Here is a 14,171-nt window from a genome sequence, read left to right as displayed (position 1 = left end):
CTAACGCTCCTGGTTGTAGGTGCTGTCAGGACCGAAGCCCTGGCCGTTCGTTTCACTGCCTGCGCTGCGTCCGCGCTGGACGCCCCGACGCAGGTTGCTCAGCCTGCCCCGGACGTCCTCCGGGGCGCGGGAGACCTGTGGGCCCCCCTGGGGGGTGGTTTCGGCGGAGCCCTGGACCAGGTTGGCCTTGGGCACCCGCCGCGGCAGGCCGGAGGCGGTGACCCCGCCTGCTTTGGGCTTCCGGAGCTGCGAGGCCTGCTGCCAGCGCTCGTCGTTCGCCGAACGCCAGTCGCTGTCGCCGCCTGCCGCCGGAGAGTTCCCCGGTGCGGGAGCCGGCGCTTCCTGCTGCACGCGCGCCGTGCCGTTGGAGGCGCTCGAGCCGTTGGAGCCGCTCGCGGCGGATCCACGGCGGGGCAGCCCGGCGTCGGTCAGCTTGTGGGCGGCGGGAGAGGCCGGTCCCGGACGGTCGAAGCCTACGCGGTTCCGCTCACTCACGTCAGCGGCCTGCGAGGATTCCGTTTCCGGAGCGTAATGGTCCGGATACCCGTTCCGGTAGCCGTCCTGCTGCGGCTGCTGCGGCCAGTCGTCCTGGTAGGACGGGGACGGGGCCGGGGCCGGGGCCGGTTCCGCATACGCGGGGTCCGGGTAACCGCCGTTCGGCGCGTAGTACTGCTCGTCGTACGGCTGCTCGTTGAACGAGGCCTGCTGCGGCTCGGCGTACGTCTGCTCCTCGTACGTCTGCTGCGGCTGCTCCTGGTAGGCCTGCTCCTGGTACGACGCCCGCTGCTCCTGGTAGGCCTGCGGGCCGTCGAACAGCGGGTCGCCGTACCCGGAGGCCTCGGCGGACTCCTGCTGCGGCTCGGTGCCGTGCTGGCCGTGTGTCTGAGCCTCCAGGGCCGCCCGGCGCTCCTCGCGCATCAGCGAACGGCCGACGGGGTCCAGCTCACGGATGTCGTCGGGGACCTCCGTGTACCGGCTGTCGTCGAAGCCCAGCTCGGCGGCGGTGCGCATCGGCTGCGCCTGGCTGAAGCTCTCACCCTGGAACTGCTGCTCCGGGATGATCTGGGAGACCGTGAACTCCTCGCGGTCCAGCGGGGCCTCGCCGCCACCGCCGTGCGTGATCGCGTCCGGCAGCATGACCAGGGAGGTCGTGCCGGCCTGCTCGCCCGAGGGGCGCAGCTGGACGCGGATGCCGTGCCGGTCGGACAGCCGGCCGACCACGAACAGGCCCATGCGCTGCGAGATCGCGGCGTCCACGGTCGGCGGGTTGGCCAGCTTGTGGTTGATGTCCGCGAAGTCCTCGGCCGTCAGGCCGATGCCCTTGTCGTGGATCTCGATCATGACGCGGCCGTCGGGGAGACGGGTCGCGGTGACGCGGACCTTGGTCTGCGGCGAGGAGAACGTGGTGGCGTTCTCCAGGAGCTCGGCGAGCAGGTGCACGAGGTCGGTGACCGCGCGGCCGTGGATCTCGGCCTCCGGGACGCCGGAGAGCTCGATGCGCTCGTACTGCTCCACCTCGGAGGAGGCGGCGCGCAGCACGTCGACCAGCGGGACCGGCTGGTCCCAGCGGCGGCCGGGCTCCTCGCCCGCGAGGACCAGGAGGTTCTCGCCGTTGCGGCGCATACGGGTCGCGAGGTGGTCCAGGCGGAAGAGGTTCTCCAGCTGGTCCGGGTCGGCCTCGTTGTTCTCCAGGTCGGTGATCAGGGTCAGCTGGCCCTCGATCAGCGACTGGTTGCGGCGCGAGAGGTTGGTGAAGATCGCGTTGATGTTGCCCCGCAGCAGGGCCTGCTCGGAGGCGAGCCGGACCGCCTCGCGGTGGACCTGGTCGAAGGCGCGGGCGACCTCGCCGATCTCGTCCTTGGTGGTGATCGGGATCGGCGCGACCCGGGTGTCGACCCGGCCGGGGTCGGTGCGGGAGAGCTGGTCGACCAGCATCGGCAGCCGCTGCTCGGCGATGCCGAAGGCGGCGTTGCGCAGCTGGCGCATCGAGCGGCTCATCTGGCGGGCCACCGCGCCGGCCAGGATGAAGGCGAGCAGGAGGGCGACCACGACGACGCCACCGGTGATGAACGCCGAGGTCTTGGCGTTGTCGGCGATGTCGGAGGCCTCGTTCACGGCCTTGTCGGCCATGTCCGACTCGATCTGGCGGTAGGCCTTGTACTTCAGCGTGTTGACCGCGTACCAGTTGTCGGCCGTGATGCCGCCCGCGGCAAGGGTCTGGCGGGTGAGGAGGCTGGTGTCCTTCATGGTGGCCAGCTGCGCCACCATCTTGGTCGGGTCGGACGGCGGCGGGACGTAGTTCGGGTTCTGCTGCTTGGCCGCCGCGGCCATCGCGGCGCCCTGCGACTCGATCTGCGCCTGCTCGTCCTTCAGCTTCTGCGCGTCGGCCTCGGTGCCACCGCCCTTGTACTCCTCCACGGCGATGCGCTCGAGGTAGGCGTACGAGGACAGGGACACCCGCTGGGTCGCCAGGTTGGGGGCGTCCGGGCCGGGCTTGACCAGCAGGTGCGTGCCGATGGACCGCTCCAGCGACAGTGCCGCCTTGGTCAGCGAGATGGCGTAGACGGTACGGCCGTAGGAGGTGATGTTGCCGGTGCCCAGACCGAGCTCGTTGGCGAACTCCATCAGGGGGTGGGCGAAGTCGACGTAGTGCTCTTCGGTCTGTACGCCGGTCATCTTGGAGGTGTACGCGACCTGCCGGAGCTGCGCGAGCTTGGGCTCGACCGCGCGGAACAGCTTCATCCGGCGCACCAGGCCCGACTTCTGCGGCATGTTCTGCGCGGCCTGGTCGAAGACGTCGGCGGCGTCGTCGGTGGCCTTGCGGGCGTCGGCGACGGTCGCCTTGCTCTTGCTGTCGGTCTTCTTCAGCAGCAGGGGCGCCGCGGTGACGTCACGCTCGTTCTCGAGGGCGTCGGCGTAGGAGAGCGCGGCACGCACCAGACGGGCGGTGTTCTCGGCGTCGCGTGCCTGCTGCCAGGTGTCGATCGAGCTCTTCACCTGGAAGCCGCCCATGACGAGGCCGACCGCCACGGGTATCAGCAGGATCGCGTTCAGCCTGGTCGGCACGCGCCAGTTGCGCGGCGAGAAACGGCCGCCGCTCGGCGTGGGAGCCGCCGCCGGTTCCGTACCGGGCACAGGGGTGGGCGCCGCAGCGCGCGGCGGCGGGGTGAAGTTGCCCCGCGCCGACGGCTCGGGACCGTTCTTGCTTCGCCTCACTCGACCAACAACCTCTCGGCGGTCGGCACCTACGTCGTGCCGCAGTCTCTCAGAGCCCGGTTCGCCATCGACCACGTAGTACGTCTTTGACTATTGGGCAGTTCAGGCATTCCAGCACGTGGACCAGTGCTCTTCCAAACAGCGGAAACCCCGGAGCGACCCTCTTGTAAGCCCTAGATAAAACGGTCATAAAGAGCGAGCCCCGCCAAAAGGCGGGGCGTTTGTGAGCGCAGCGGTACTGCGCGACCGCGTCGCGTGGTGGAGCCGGGGGATTCCTCTGCCGAACTGTTATGAACACCGGAGCCGACCGTGTCAAAGGCCACAGTCGGCTCCGGATCGTTTACAGCAACTGCCATATGTGCCGTCACACTTGGGTGCGTACGCGTGTGCTACTTCAGGCGTGCCATCAGGGCGTGTTCCACCAGCGTGATCAGCGCGCTCTTGGCGTCGGCGCGGTGCCGGGCGTCGGTCGTGATGATCGGGGTGTCCGGTCCGATCTGCAACGCCTCACGCACCTCTTCGGGGGCGTAGGGCTGCTGGCCGTCGAAGCCGTTGAGGGCGACGACGAACGGCAGACCGGAGTTCTCGAAGTAGTCGACCGCGGGGAAGCAGTCGGCCAGGCGCCGGGTGTCCACGAGCACCACCGCGCCGATCGCACCGCGTACCAGGTCGTCCCACATGAACCAGAACCGGTCCTGGCCCGGTGTACCGAACAGGTACAGGATCAGGTCCTGGTCGAGGGTGATACGGCCGAAGTCCATGGCCACCGTGGTGGTGGTCTTGTCTCCGGTGTGGGTGAGGTCGTCGATGCCGGCCGAAGCGGACGTCATGACGGCCTCTGTGCGCAGCGGGTTGATCTCCGAGACGGCGCCGACGAACGTGGTCTTGCCCACGCCGAAGCCGCCCGCCACCACGATCTTCGCGGAGGTGGTGGCCCGGCCCGCGTCAGAGCTTGCGAAGTCCACTGAGCACCCTTTCGAGCAGCGTCACGTCAGGTGCGCCGCCGTTGTTCTCGTCGCCACCCGGCTGGTGGATGGCGACCAGGCCGGCCTCGGCGAGGTCGGCGACCAGGATCCGGGCCACTCCGAGCGGCATGGCCAGCAGCGCGGAGACCTCCGCGACCGACTTGACCTCGCGGCACAGATGGCAGATGCGCTGGTGCTCCGGGAGCAGTCCCATGAGCGCTGCCGGGTCGGCCGTGGTGCTGATCAGCGCCTCGATCGCGAGCTGGTAGCGCGGCCGGGTCCGGCCGCCGGTCATCGCGTACGGACGGACCAGCGGCTGGTCGCCCTCGTCCCCGTACGGCTCCGCGTACGGATCATGATGGGCGGTGGGCGGGGTCATCGAATCCTCCGGGCGGGACAGCAAGTCGGTCAGTCAAGCCGTCTGACGGGGCCGGTGGGGGGATTGTGGCGGCCGGACGGTGTTTTCGTGAGGTGGGTGGTGCCGGGGGCGGTCAGTGGAGCAGACTGCCCTGGAGTTCGGCGCGCAGGTCCGGGGTGAGTACCGCCCCCGCGCGGTCGACGAGCAGTGCCATCTCGTAGCCGACGAGACCGATGTCGCACTCGGGGTGGGCCAGGACCGCGAGGGACGACCCGTCCGAGACGGACATGAGGAAGAGGAAGCCGCGCTCCATCTCGACGACCGTCTGTGCCACGGTGCCGCCCTCGAAGATCCGGGACGCCCCGGCCGTGAGGGAGGTCAGCCCGGACGCGACGGCCGCCAGCTGGTCTGCGCGGTCCCGCGGGAAGCCTTCGGACATCGCCAGCAGAAGGCCGTCGGCGGAGACCACCACCGTGTGCGACACCCCGGGGGTGTTGTCCACGAAGTTGGTGATCAACCAGTTCAGGTTCTGTGCCGCCTGGCTCATCGGACTCAACTAACGCTCCTGCTGGTGAGTGGGGCTCGGGTAGCTGCCGGTCTGGCCGCTGCCGGCCTGACGGCCCTGAGCGATACCCCGACGGAGATTGGTCAGCCGCCCGCGTACGTCGTCAGGCGCACGCGAGACCTGCGGACCGGCTTGGTGCTGTTGCTGCTGGGCGGTGCCCGGGACGAGGTTCGCCCGGGGCACCCGGCGCGGCAGGCCGGAGGTGGTGACCCCACCCGCGGCGGGCTGCCGGACACGTTCGGCCTGCCGGACGAGTTCGTCGTTCGGCGAGGTGCGCCAGGAACCGGTGGCGGCGGCGTTGCCGGCCGCGGGGCGCTGCGGAGCCGGGGCGGGTGCCTGCGGCTGCTGCGGCGCGGGCGCGTTCTCCGCCTGCGGACCGCCGTGGAACCAGTTGGTCTCCAGCGTGTCGTACAGCGGGGTACGGCCGTCGCCCGGTCCGGTGGCCGGCGGCAGTGCCTCCGGTTCACGGTGCGCCGGACGCTGCTGCTGGGCCGGCGGACGCGGGGCGCCGAAGTCGTCCCGGCCGGCCGGCTGCGGGCGCTCGAACTGACCGGTGTGAGCAGGGTTCTGGGCGGGCAGCGCGTGCCGCCCGGTGGAGCTGCCGTCGTAGCCACCGTCGAAGCCCTGCGGAGCCGCGAACTGGCCGGTGTTCTGGCCCGTGTTGTGCGCGGTCTCGTCCGGACGCGCAGCCGGCGTGCCGAAGACGTCGGGGCGGACGAACGGACCGGAGCCCTGCTGCTCACCGGCACGGTCGAACCGGCCGGGCAGCTGGGGGGCGTCGGGACGGGCGAACTGACCGGTTTGCTGCGGGGCGTCGGGACGCGCGAACTGGCCGGTCTGCTGCGGGTTCTCCGGGCGGGCGAACTGACCCGTGTTCTGGGGGCCGCCCAGGCCGTTCAGCTCCGGGCGCGGGAACTCGCCGGTGGCGGCCGGGCCCTGAGCGTCGATCCGGGGTATCTCCGAGGTGGAGCCCGGGCCCTGCCGGTCGTCGACGCGCGGCATGCGCGCGGTGTGCGTGGGGTCCTGCTCGTCGTGGCCGCGCGGGGCGTCCAGCGAGGCACGCGACAGCGGAGTCTGGGTGTCGCCCCAGTCCGGGGTGCGCTGCTGGCGGTCACCGCCGGGCAGCTCGGCCCGCGGACCGCCGCGCGGCGGCAGCTGGGGCTGGCGGCCCTGGTCGGAGCCGGCGCCGGGCCGCTGCGGGCCGCGGCCGCCGAAGGCGTCCTGCTGCGAGCCACCCGCGTTCGCGGCCTGCAGGCCCTGCCCAGCACCCGGCACCTGACCGCCGAAGCCGCCCGTACCGGCACCCGTGGGCGCCGGCCGGCCCTGCTGCGGGCCGCCGGGAGCACCCGGCGCACCGGGACCGCCCTGGGCACCCCGCGCACCGGGACGGCCGCCCTGGTCCGTGCCGGGCAGCGCGGCCCGGGGACCGTGGCCGGCGCCGACCTGGCCGCGCGGAGCGGGACCGGCACCGAGCAGACCGCCACCGGCCGGAGCGCTGCCGAGGGCACCGCCCTGGCCGTTGTTGCCGTTCGCGCGCCGCGCCGCGGCCGCACCCGCGGCTGCCTGCGCGGCGGCGGGACCACCGGTCGCGCCGGGACCGCCGGGCTTGCCCGGAGCGGGCTTCTTGCCGCCCTGGGCGACGTCCACCGGCAGCATGACCAGCGCGGTCGTACCACCGGAGTCGGACGGGCGCAGCTGGATGCGGATGCCGTGCCGCTGCGACAGACGACCGACCACGAACAGACCCATGCGGCGGGAGACCGAGACGTCCACGGTGGGCGGCGAGGCGAGCCGCTCGTTGATCGCCGCGAGGTCCTCGGGGGAGAGGCCGATACCGGTGTCGTGGATCTCGATCAGGACGCGGCCGTCGGGCAGCGCGTGACCGGTGACCTTGACCTTGGTCTGCGGCGAGGAGAAGGAGGTCGCGTTCTCGAGCAGCTCGGCGAGCAGGTGCACGAGGTCGTTGACGACCCGGCCCGCGACCTCGGTCGTCGGGACCGCGGCCAGCTCGATGCGCTCGTACTGCTCCACCTCGGACGCGGCGGCACGGAGCACGTCGACCAGCGGGACCGGACGGGTCCAGCGGCGGCCGGGCTCCTCACCCGCGAGGACGAGGAGGTTCTCACCGTTACGGCGCATACGCGTGGCGAGGTGGTCCAGCTTGAACAGCGAGGACAGCTGGTCCGGGTCGGCCTCGCGGGACTCCAGCTCGGAGATGAGCGACAGCTGGCGCTGGATCAGACCCTGGGAGCGGCGCGAGAGGTTGGTGAACATCGCGTTGACGTTGCCCCGCAGCAGGGCCTGCTCGGCGGCGAGGCGGACCGCCTCGCGGTGCACGTCGTCGAAGGCCGCGGCCACCTGGCCGATCTCGTCCCGGGAGTGCACACCGACCGACTCCACGGAGGTGTCCACGTCCTGCGGGTCGGACTCCGACAGCTGCTTGACCAGCTCGGGCAGGCGTTCCTGGGCGACCGTGGTGGCGGTCTCCTGCAGCCTGCGCAGCGAGCGGATCATGGAGCGGGCCACGACGAACGCGCCGACCAGCGACACACCGAGCACGAGCAGGATCAGCGCACCGGAGATGATGGCGTCCTGCTGGGTGGCGCTCTTGAGCTCGCGGGCCTTCTGCTCCATCTCCTCGAGCAGCGTGTGCTCGATCTTCTTCATCTGGTCGATCTTGGTGGAGCTGTCGTCCACCCAGTCCTTGTACGACCGGGCGTCCACCCTCTGGATGCCGCCGTCGCGGTCGAAGACGCGCTTGGCGTAGGTGTCCGCGGCCTCGATCGTCGGGTTGCCCTCGTCGATCGGCTTGAGGAGTTCCTCGGCGTTGTTGTTGGCGTAGATCTTCCGGAAGATCGCGATCTCGGAGTTCTCGCTCGCGTACGCGGACTGGCCGTACAGGCGGTCGTTCTCGGAGAGGTCGCCCTTCTTGTCCGTGGTCGCGGGAAGCGCGGCGGCGATCGTGGCGCGCTGCACGGAGGCGTACTCCTTGGCGGTGGAGAAGGCCGCCAGGGCGCGGGTGCGCGAGATCATCTCCGGGTTGCTGGACGCCTCGGCCATGTCCGAGGACAGGCTGATCAGCTGGGTGATCAGCCGGTGGTAGGCCTCGACCGTCTGGGTCGAGTTGCCCTGCGACGTGTAGGCGGTCTTGCGGATCTGGGCCAGGTCGTCCAGCTGGTTGGCGAGGCCGACGAGTGCGTCGCGCACGCCCTGGAGGTTGCCGTTCTTGCTGGCCGCGTCGATCTGCTCGGAGGCGTTGAGGAAGTTGTCGCGGGCCCGGTCGGTCTTCTCCTCGTAGCCCTTGACCGTGTAGTCGTTCTGCGTCAGGCCGTGGGCCAGGGGGCCGGCGGACTGGTCGCGCTCGTCCTGCAGGGCCTGGGCCAGCTCCGTGGCCTGCTTGGTCATGTCCGTCAGCAGCTTCATGTTGTCGAGCTGCTGGATGTCGTCCATGTTCTCGCTGATGCGCAGCGCGCCCAGCGAGGTGGCCGCGATGACCGGGAGCGCCAGCAGCGACACCAAGCGCGTGGAGATGCGCCAGTTGCGCAGGGCCATGCGCGAGCCGGGGCCGGTGGGGCCGCCCTTCGCGGGCTTCACGGCGGGCGTGGGAGTGGTCCCGGAGCCACCGCCGCCCTGGGCGGCCGACAGGCCGGGGCGGCCGCTGCGCTCACCGCCGTCCCCGGACGGGGCCTGGCCCGGGTTCTGGGCGTGCTGGGGCGAGGAGCTGCCCTTCATGGGGCCAGTCCCGTCGTGCGACTCCGGCTCCGCCGAAGCGCTGCCATCCCTCTTGAAACGTCCCTGCACTAGCGTCGCAACCTCTGGACCAGGCACCCCTCCGCGTGAACGGAGGGACACGGTGTCGGCGTTGTGGAGAGCGCCCTGAAAACGCCCTCCGGGTGGTCTTGAGTGACCGGCGCTGGCTCCCCCCTGATCTCACCGCCGCTCGGCGCTGCGTCGCGCCCTGTGCGCCGGCTCGATCTCCGCGGCGGTCCGTGGAATTCCAGCACAGTGCCGGATCTCCAACAAGGGCCGTGTCCCGAGCTGTGACCTCCGTGACGGGCTGTGAGTGCCGGGTTACGAGCCGTGGAAGCCGATCCTGGACATAACGGGCGTTTCTCTGCGAGTTGGCGCCTGGTGCCGGGTGTCCCAGTCGCCATGATCAGGAGCGGAATGGTGGCTTCAGGGGGTCAATGTCCGTTTCGCTGGGGCATGTTGCGGGTCAGGTTTGACCGATTTGTCCGCGACGTCGTGAGCAAACTCACACGTGAATCGTGGGGGATTGGCGCCTGCGGCAGGGAATTGGATGTTTAGCCTGACGCTTTACAAGAGCGACGCATCTGTCAGCCGACACAGAACCAGGACTCGTACAACCGTGAAGACGACGATGATGTTCCACAAGATCGCCAATCCGCGACGCACGACCCTGGCGCATCTGAAGGACGCCGGCGAACTGCAGACGGCCGACCTGCCGGAGCACTCCGTCGAACTCCCCGCCCAGACCGCGAACCCGCGGCGCACGGTCCTGGTGGACGTCCCCGTCGGCGCGGCGGCCCCGGCCGGAGCGTAGCCGACCGGCTTCCCGGCCCGCCTTTCCTGCTGAATTCCGAAGCCTGTTCCATTCGTACGGCGCTCTTTCCCGGGGCGCGGCGCACGACACCCGGACACCGCGGCGGATATCGGTGACGCTCTCGCCGGATATCGGGCCGGGGGCAGCGGAGGACCGGATTCCGGCGCCCTGCGGGAGCGATCCGAAAGCCACGGGAGGACGCGCTCCCGCCGCTGGCCCCCACGCCGCCCGGCCGGGGGACCGGCCTCGTGCACGCCCGGCCCCCGGGCGTCCACCCCGCGTGCCCCCGCCCCCGCGCCCGCCTCGCACGGCCACGCCCTCCCGGTGGAAATGACCCGCCACCTGCGCCGCGTTCGAAATTCCCCGCGCGCCGAACAGCCGGTAACCGGGAATTCCGGTCCACGTCATTCCCGCACCGGAAAAGCGGGGCCGCCACACCGCACCGGCCGAACACCGGGCCGCCCGACCGGTTAACCTGGGGCGTCAGTAAGCCGGTTCTCAGTGAGGGGCGCAAGGATCCCGTGCGCATCGCCAGGTTCTCCATCGACGGGAACGTCGCCTTCGGCGCGGTCGAGGGCGACAAGCAGGACGAACTCGTCCTCGACATCATCAAGGGCATCCCGTTCGCGGACCACGAGCTGTCCGGTACGAAGGTGCCGCTGAGCAAGGTGAGGCTGCTCCCGCCGGTGCTCCCCAACAAGGTCGTGGCGTTCGGCCGCAACTACGGCGAGCACGCGCGCGAACTGGGCAACGAGGTGCCGGACACCCCCTTCGCCTTCTTCAAGCCCTCCACCTCGGTGATCGGCCCCGGCGACGACATCCAGTACCCGCCGTTCTCCGAGGAGCTGCACCACGAGGCCGAGCTGGCCGTCGTGATCGGCCGCATGTGCCGCGAGGTCCCCCGCGAGCGCGTCAAGGACGTGATCTTCGGCTACACCTGCGCCAACGACGTCACCGCCCGCGACGTGCAGAAGCGCGAGAAGCAGTGGGCCCGGGCCAAGGGCTTCGACACCTCCTGCCCGCTCGGCCCCTGGGTGGAGACGGACCTGGACCTGGAGCGCGCGAACGACCTGACCATCCAGCTCACGGTCAACGGCCAGCAGCGCCAGCTCGGCCGCACCAGCGAGATGATCCACCGCATCGAGGACCTGGTCGTCAACATCTCCGAGGCCATGACCCTGCTCCCCGGCGACGTCATCCTCACCGGCACCCCCGCGGGGGTCGGCCCCCTGCACGTCGGCGACGAGGTCGCCGTCACCATCGAAGGCATCGGCACTCTCACCAACAAGGTTGTCAAGCGTGGCTAGCGCACCCGGCTCCCCCGTACGCGTCCGTTTCTGCCCCTCGCCCACCGGTAACCCGCACGTGGGCCTGGTCCGCACCGCCCTGTTCAACTGGGCGTTCGCCCGGCACCACCAGGGCACCCTGGTGTTCCGCATCGAGGACACCGACGCGGCCCGCGACTCGGAGGAGTCGTACAACCAGCTGCTCGACGCGATGCGCTGGCTCGGCTTCGACTGGGACGAGGGCCCCGAGGTCGGCGGCCCGCACGCGCCGTACCGCCAGTCGCAGCGGATGGACCTCTACGCCGACGTCGCCCAGAAGCTCCTGGAGGGCGGGTACGCCTACCGCTGCTACTGCTCCCAGGAGGAGCTGGACACCCGCCGCGAGGCCGCCCGCGCCGCCGGCAGGCCCTCCGGCTACGACGGCCACTGCCGCGACCTGTCCGCCGCGCAGGTCGAGGAGTACAAGGCCCAGGGCCGCACCCCGATCGTCCGCTTCCGCATGCCCGACGAGACGATCACCTTCACCGACCTGGTCCGCGGCGAGTTGACCTTCACGCCGGAGAACGTGCCGGACTACGGCATCGTCCGCGCGAACGGCGCCCCGCTGTACACGCTGGTCAACCCGGTCGACGACGCCCTGATGGAGATCACCCACGTCCTGCGCGGCGAGGACCTGCTCTCCTCCACCCCGCGCCAGATCGCCCTCTACAAGGCGCTGACCGAGCTGGGCATCGCCAAGCGGACCCCGGCCTTCGGCCACCTGCCGTACGTCATGGGCGAGGGCAACAAGAAGCTGTCCAAGCGCGACCCGCAGTCGTCCCTCAACCTCTACCGCGAGCAGGGCTTCCTGCCCGAGGGCCTGCTCAACTACCTGTCCCTGCTGGGCTGGTCGCTCTCCGCGGACCAGGACATCTTCACGATCGACGAGATGGTCGCGGCCTTCGACATCTCCGACGTCAACCCCAACCCGGCGCGCTTCGACCTGAAGAAGTGCGAGGCGATCAACGGCGACCACATCCGCATGCTGGAGGTGAAGGAGTTCACCGAGCGCTGCCGCCCGTGGCTGAGGGCCCCCTTCGCCCCCTGGGCGCCGGAGGACTTCGACGAGGCCAAGTGGCAGGCGATCGCGCCGCACGCCCAGACCCGCCTGAAGGTCCTCTCGGAGATCACGGACAACGTCGACTTCCTGTTCCTCGCCGAACCCGCCGTGGACGAGGCGTCGTGGACGAAGGCGATGAAGGAGGGCAGCGACGCCCTCCTGCGCACGGCCCGCGAGAAGCTGGACTCGGCCGACTGGAGCTCCGCCGAGTCCCTGAAGGAAGCGGTCCTGGCCGCCGGCGAGGCCCACGGCCTCAAGCTCGGCAAGGCCCAGGCCCCGGTCCGCGTCGCCGTCACCGGCCGCACCGTCGGCCTGCCGCTCTTCGAGTCCCTGGAAGTCCTGGGCAAGGAGAAGACGCTGGCCCGCATCGACGCGGCGCTGGCCAAGCTGAGCGCCTAGGGTCTGTCCGGCACATGCGTCAGGGGCGGCATCCGGAGTGTTCCGGGTGCCGCCCCTGACGCGTTGGTCACTGTGCGTCGGCCTCGTCGACCAGGTAGGCGCTCTCGTCGAAGATCTCCAGCACGACGACGACCATGATCGCGCCGGCCACCATGTACTCCAGCACGGCGCCGGGGGCCACGTAGGCCTTGCGCAGGTTCTCGTCCGGACCGAGCGGCGCGGTCGAGGTCTTCCGGAACGGATCGCGGGCCAGTAGGCGAACGGCCGTCTCCAGCTGGGCCCGGCGCTCAGCGGGCAGGGCGTCGAACGTCGCACGGGCCTCGACGGTGAACTGGACGCGGTACACGCTCATGCCGACCAGTCTGCCAGCCGTTCGGCGGTACCGTCGGTGTCATGACGATCAGAGCCGTGGTCTGGGACGTGGACGACACCCTGTTCGACTACACGACCGCCGACCGCGCGGGCATGCGGGCGCATCTGGCGGCGGAAGGGCTGCTCGCCGGGTACGACAGCCCGGAGCAGGCCCTGCTGCGGTGGCGGGAGATCACCGACGCCCAGTGGGCCCGCTTCTCCGCCGGTGAGGTCGACTTCGTCACACAGCGCCGCGACCGCACCCGGGTCTTCACGGGCCGGGAGCTGACCGACGGCGAGGCCGACGCCTGGTTCGCGCGCTACCTGGTCCACTACGAGGCCGCCTGGAGCCTCTTCCCGGACGTCCTGCCCGCCCTGGAGGCCCTCTCCGCCACCCACCGGCACGCGGTGCTGTCCAACTCCAGCCTCACGGTCCAGGAGCACAAGCTGCGCACCCTCGGTCTCCTCGACCGCTTCGAGGCCGTGCTGTGCGCCGCGGAGCTGGGCGTCTCCAAGCCGGAGCCCGGCGCCTTCCTCGCGGCCTGCGAGGCGCTGGGCCTGCCTCCGCACCAGGTGGCGTACGTCGGCGACCACCCGGAGATCGACGGGCGGGGTGCGGCGGAGGCCGGGCTGCTGTCCGTGTGGATCGACCGCGGGACGGCGTCCGTACGGGCCGCCGGGGAGGTCCTCGCGCACCGGATCTCCACCCTCGCCGAACTCCCGGCGCTCGTCCGCGCGGATACCCGTTTTGGAGCCCCGTCCACCTTCGGGTAATGTTCTTCCTGCGCCGAGGGGAGCGGGCCGGAAGGCCGGAACCCCAAGGAGCAAGCTAGAACGAGAACCCCGCAGGGGCTTGAGTTCCAGTGGCCTATGGTGTAATTGGCAGCACGACTGATTCTGGTTCAGTTAGTCTTGGTTCGAGTCCAGGTAGGCCAGCTCGCAGAGCTTATCTGCAAAGCCCCCGTTGTGTAGCGGCCTAGCACGCTGCCCTCTCAAGGCAGTAGCGCCGGTTCGAATCCGGTCGGGGGTACTGATCCTGATCTTGTCGGGATCGCTAGGGCCCCCGTTGTGTAGCGGCCTAGCACGCCGCCCTCTCAAGGCGGTAGCGCCGGTTCGAATCCGGTCGGGGGTACTGACTGGTCTAAACCATCATTGGTCTATGGTGTAATTGGCAGCACGACTGATTCTGGTTCAGTTAGTCTTGGTTCGAGTCCAGGTAGACCAGCTCGGACCTGCGGAAACGCAGTGTCCACGCCCCCGTTGTGTAGCGGCCTAGCACGCCGCCCTCTCAAGGCGGTAGCGCCGGTTCGAATCCGGTCGGGGGTACAGCAGAAGGCCCTCCGCCGAAGCGAAGGGCCTTCGTCGTGT

General features: G+C 70.4%; 10 protein-coding genes and 5 tRNA genes. 9 read left to right on the top strand and 6 right to left on the bottom strand.

The window, feature by feature from the left end:
• The 5 genes from ACZ7HQ_RS29960 to ACZ7HQ_RS29940 all read right to left on the bottom strand — a co-directional run bounded on the left by ACZ7HQ_RS29960 (position 1) and on the right by ACZ7HQ_RS29940 (position 8,905).
• Positions 1 to 3,216, bottom strand: coding sequence for a sensor histidine kinase (locus ACZ7HQ_RS29960; RefSeq protein WP_470996384.1), 3,216 nt, complete (start codon positions 3,214 to 3,216; stop codon positions 1 to 3).
• 389 nt (positions 3,217 to 3,605) lie between these two features.
• The gene (locus ACZ7HQ_RS29955) at positions 3,606 to 4,181 is read right to left on the bottom strand and encodes a GTP-binding protein (RefSeq protein ID WP_184970470.1); all 576 of its coding nucleotides are present in this window, start codon (positions 4,179 to 4,181) and stop codon (positions 3,606 to 3,608) included.
• On the bottom strand, positions 4,162 to 4,560 hold the full coding sequence (locus ACZ7HQ_RS29950) for a DUF742 domain-containing protein (protein WP_009190816.1): 399 nt from the start codon (positions 4,558 to 4,560) through the stop codon (positions 4,162 to 4,164). Before ACZ7HQ_RS29950 ends, ACZ7HQ_RS29955 begins: the two co-directional genes overlap by 20 nt.
• 112 nt (positions 4,561 to 4,672) lie before the next feature.
• Complete coding sequence (locus tag ACZ7HQ_RS29945; protein ID WP_023546525.1) at positions 4,673 to 5,086, bottom strand: roadblock/LC7 domain-containing protein; 414 nt, start codon at positions 5,084 to 5,086, stop codon at positions 4,673 to 4,675.
• Between the two features lie 9 nt (positions 5,087 to 5,095).
• A complete protein-coding gene (locus ACZ7HQ_RS29940) occupies positions 5,096 to 8,905 on the bottom strand; it encodes a sensor histidine kinase (RefSeq protein ID WP_470996381.1) in 3,810 nt (1,269 codons plus the stop codon).
• Between the two features lie 568 nt (positions 8,906 to 9,473).
• Between ACZ7HQ_RS29940 and ACZ7HQ_RS29935 the strand changes: the two genes are divergently transcribed.
• From ACZ7HQ_RS29935 to gltX, 3 genes are all read left to right on the top strand, one after another.
• The gene (locus ACZ7HQ_RS29935) at positions 9,474 to 9,668 is read left to right on the top strand and encodes a hypothetical protein (RefSeq protein WP_470996379.1); all 195 of its coding nucleotides are present in this window, start codon (positions 9,474 to 9,476) and stop codon (positions 9,666 to 9,668) included.
• Positions 9,669 to 10,189: 521 nt separating this feature from the next.
• The gene (locus tag ACZ7HQ_RS29930) at positions 10,190 to 10,975 is read left to right on the top strand and encodes a fumarylacetoacetate hydrolase family protein (RefSeq protein WP_470996376.1); all 786 of its coding nucleotides are present in this window, start codon (positions 10,190 to 10,192) and stop codon (positions 10,973 to 10,975) included.
• Complete coding sequence (gene gltX / locus ACZ7HQ_RS29925) at positions 10,968 to 12,452, top strand: glutamate--tRNA ligase (RefSeq protein WP_470996374.1); 1,485 nt, start codon at positions 10,968 to 10,970, stop codon at positions 12,450 to 12,452. Before ACZ7HQ_RS29930 ends, gltX begins: the two co-directional genes overlap by 8 nt.
• A 67-nt stretch (positions 12,453 to 12,519) precedes the next feature.
• Here the strand turns inward: gltX and ACZ7HQ_RS29920 are convergent, their stop codons facing one another.
• A complete protein-coding gene (locus tag ACZ7HQ_RS29920; RefSeq protein WP_470996371.1) occupies positions 12,520 to 12,804 on the bottom strand; it encodes a type II toxin-antitoxin system RelE family toxin in 285 nt (94 codons plus the stop codon).
• A 41-nt stretch (positions 12,805 to 12,845) separates the two neighbouring features.
• Here ACZ7HQ_RS29920 and ACZ7HQ_RS29915 point away from each other — a divergent pair, with 41 nt between their 5' ends.
• The 6 genes from ACZ7HQ_RS29915 (at position 12,846) to ACZ7HQ_RS29890 (ending at position 14,129) form a co-directional block, all read left to right on the top strand.
• Positions 12,846 to 13,577 (top strand): HAD family hydrolase, encoded by a 732-nt coding sequence (locus tag ACZ7HQ_RS29915; protein WP_470996369.1) that lies wholly within the window; start codon positions 12,846 to 12,848, stop codon positions 13,575 to 13,577.
• 90 nt (positions 13,578 to 13,667) lie between these two features.
• Positions 13,668 to 13,739, top strand: a tRNA-Gln gene (locus ACZ7HQ_RS29910).
• Positions 13,740 to 13,760: 21 nt separating this feature from the next.
• A tRNA-Glu gene (locus ACZ7HQ_RS29905) sits at positions 13,761 to 13,833 on the top strand.
• Between the two features lie 29 nt (positions 13,834 to 13,862).
• Positions 13,863 to 13,935 (top strand) — tRNA-Glu (locus ACZ7HQ_RS29900).
• Between the two features lie 21 nt (positions 13,936 to 13,956).
• Positions 13,957 to 14,028, top strand: a tRNA-Gln gene (locus ACZ7HQ_RS29895).
• 28 nt (positions 14,029 to 14,056) lie between these two features.
• Positions 14,057 to 14,129, top strand: a tRNA-Glu gene (locus ACZ7HQ_RS29890).
• The last annotated feature ends 42 nt before the right edge of the window (positions 14,130 to 14,171 follow it).

The organism is Streptomyces sp. NPDC037290, assembly GCF_055603245.1.
This window is presented reverse-complemented; position numbering and strand designations above follow the sequence as displayed.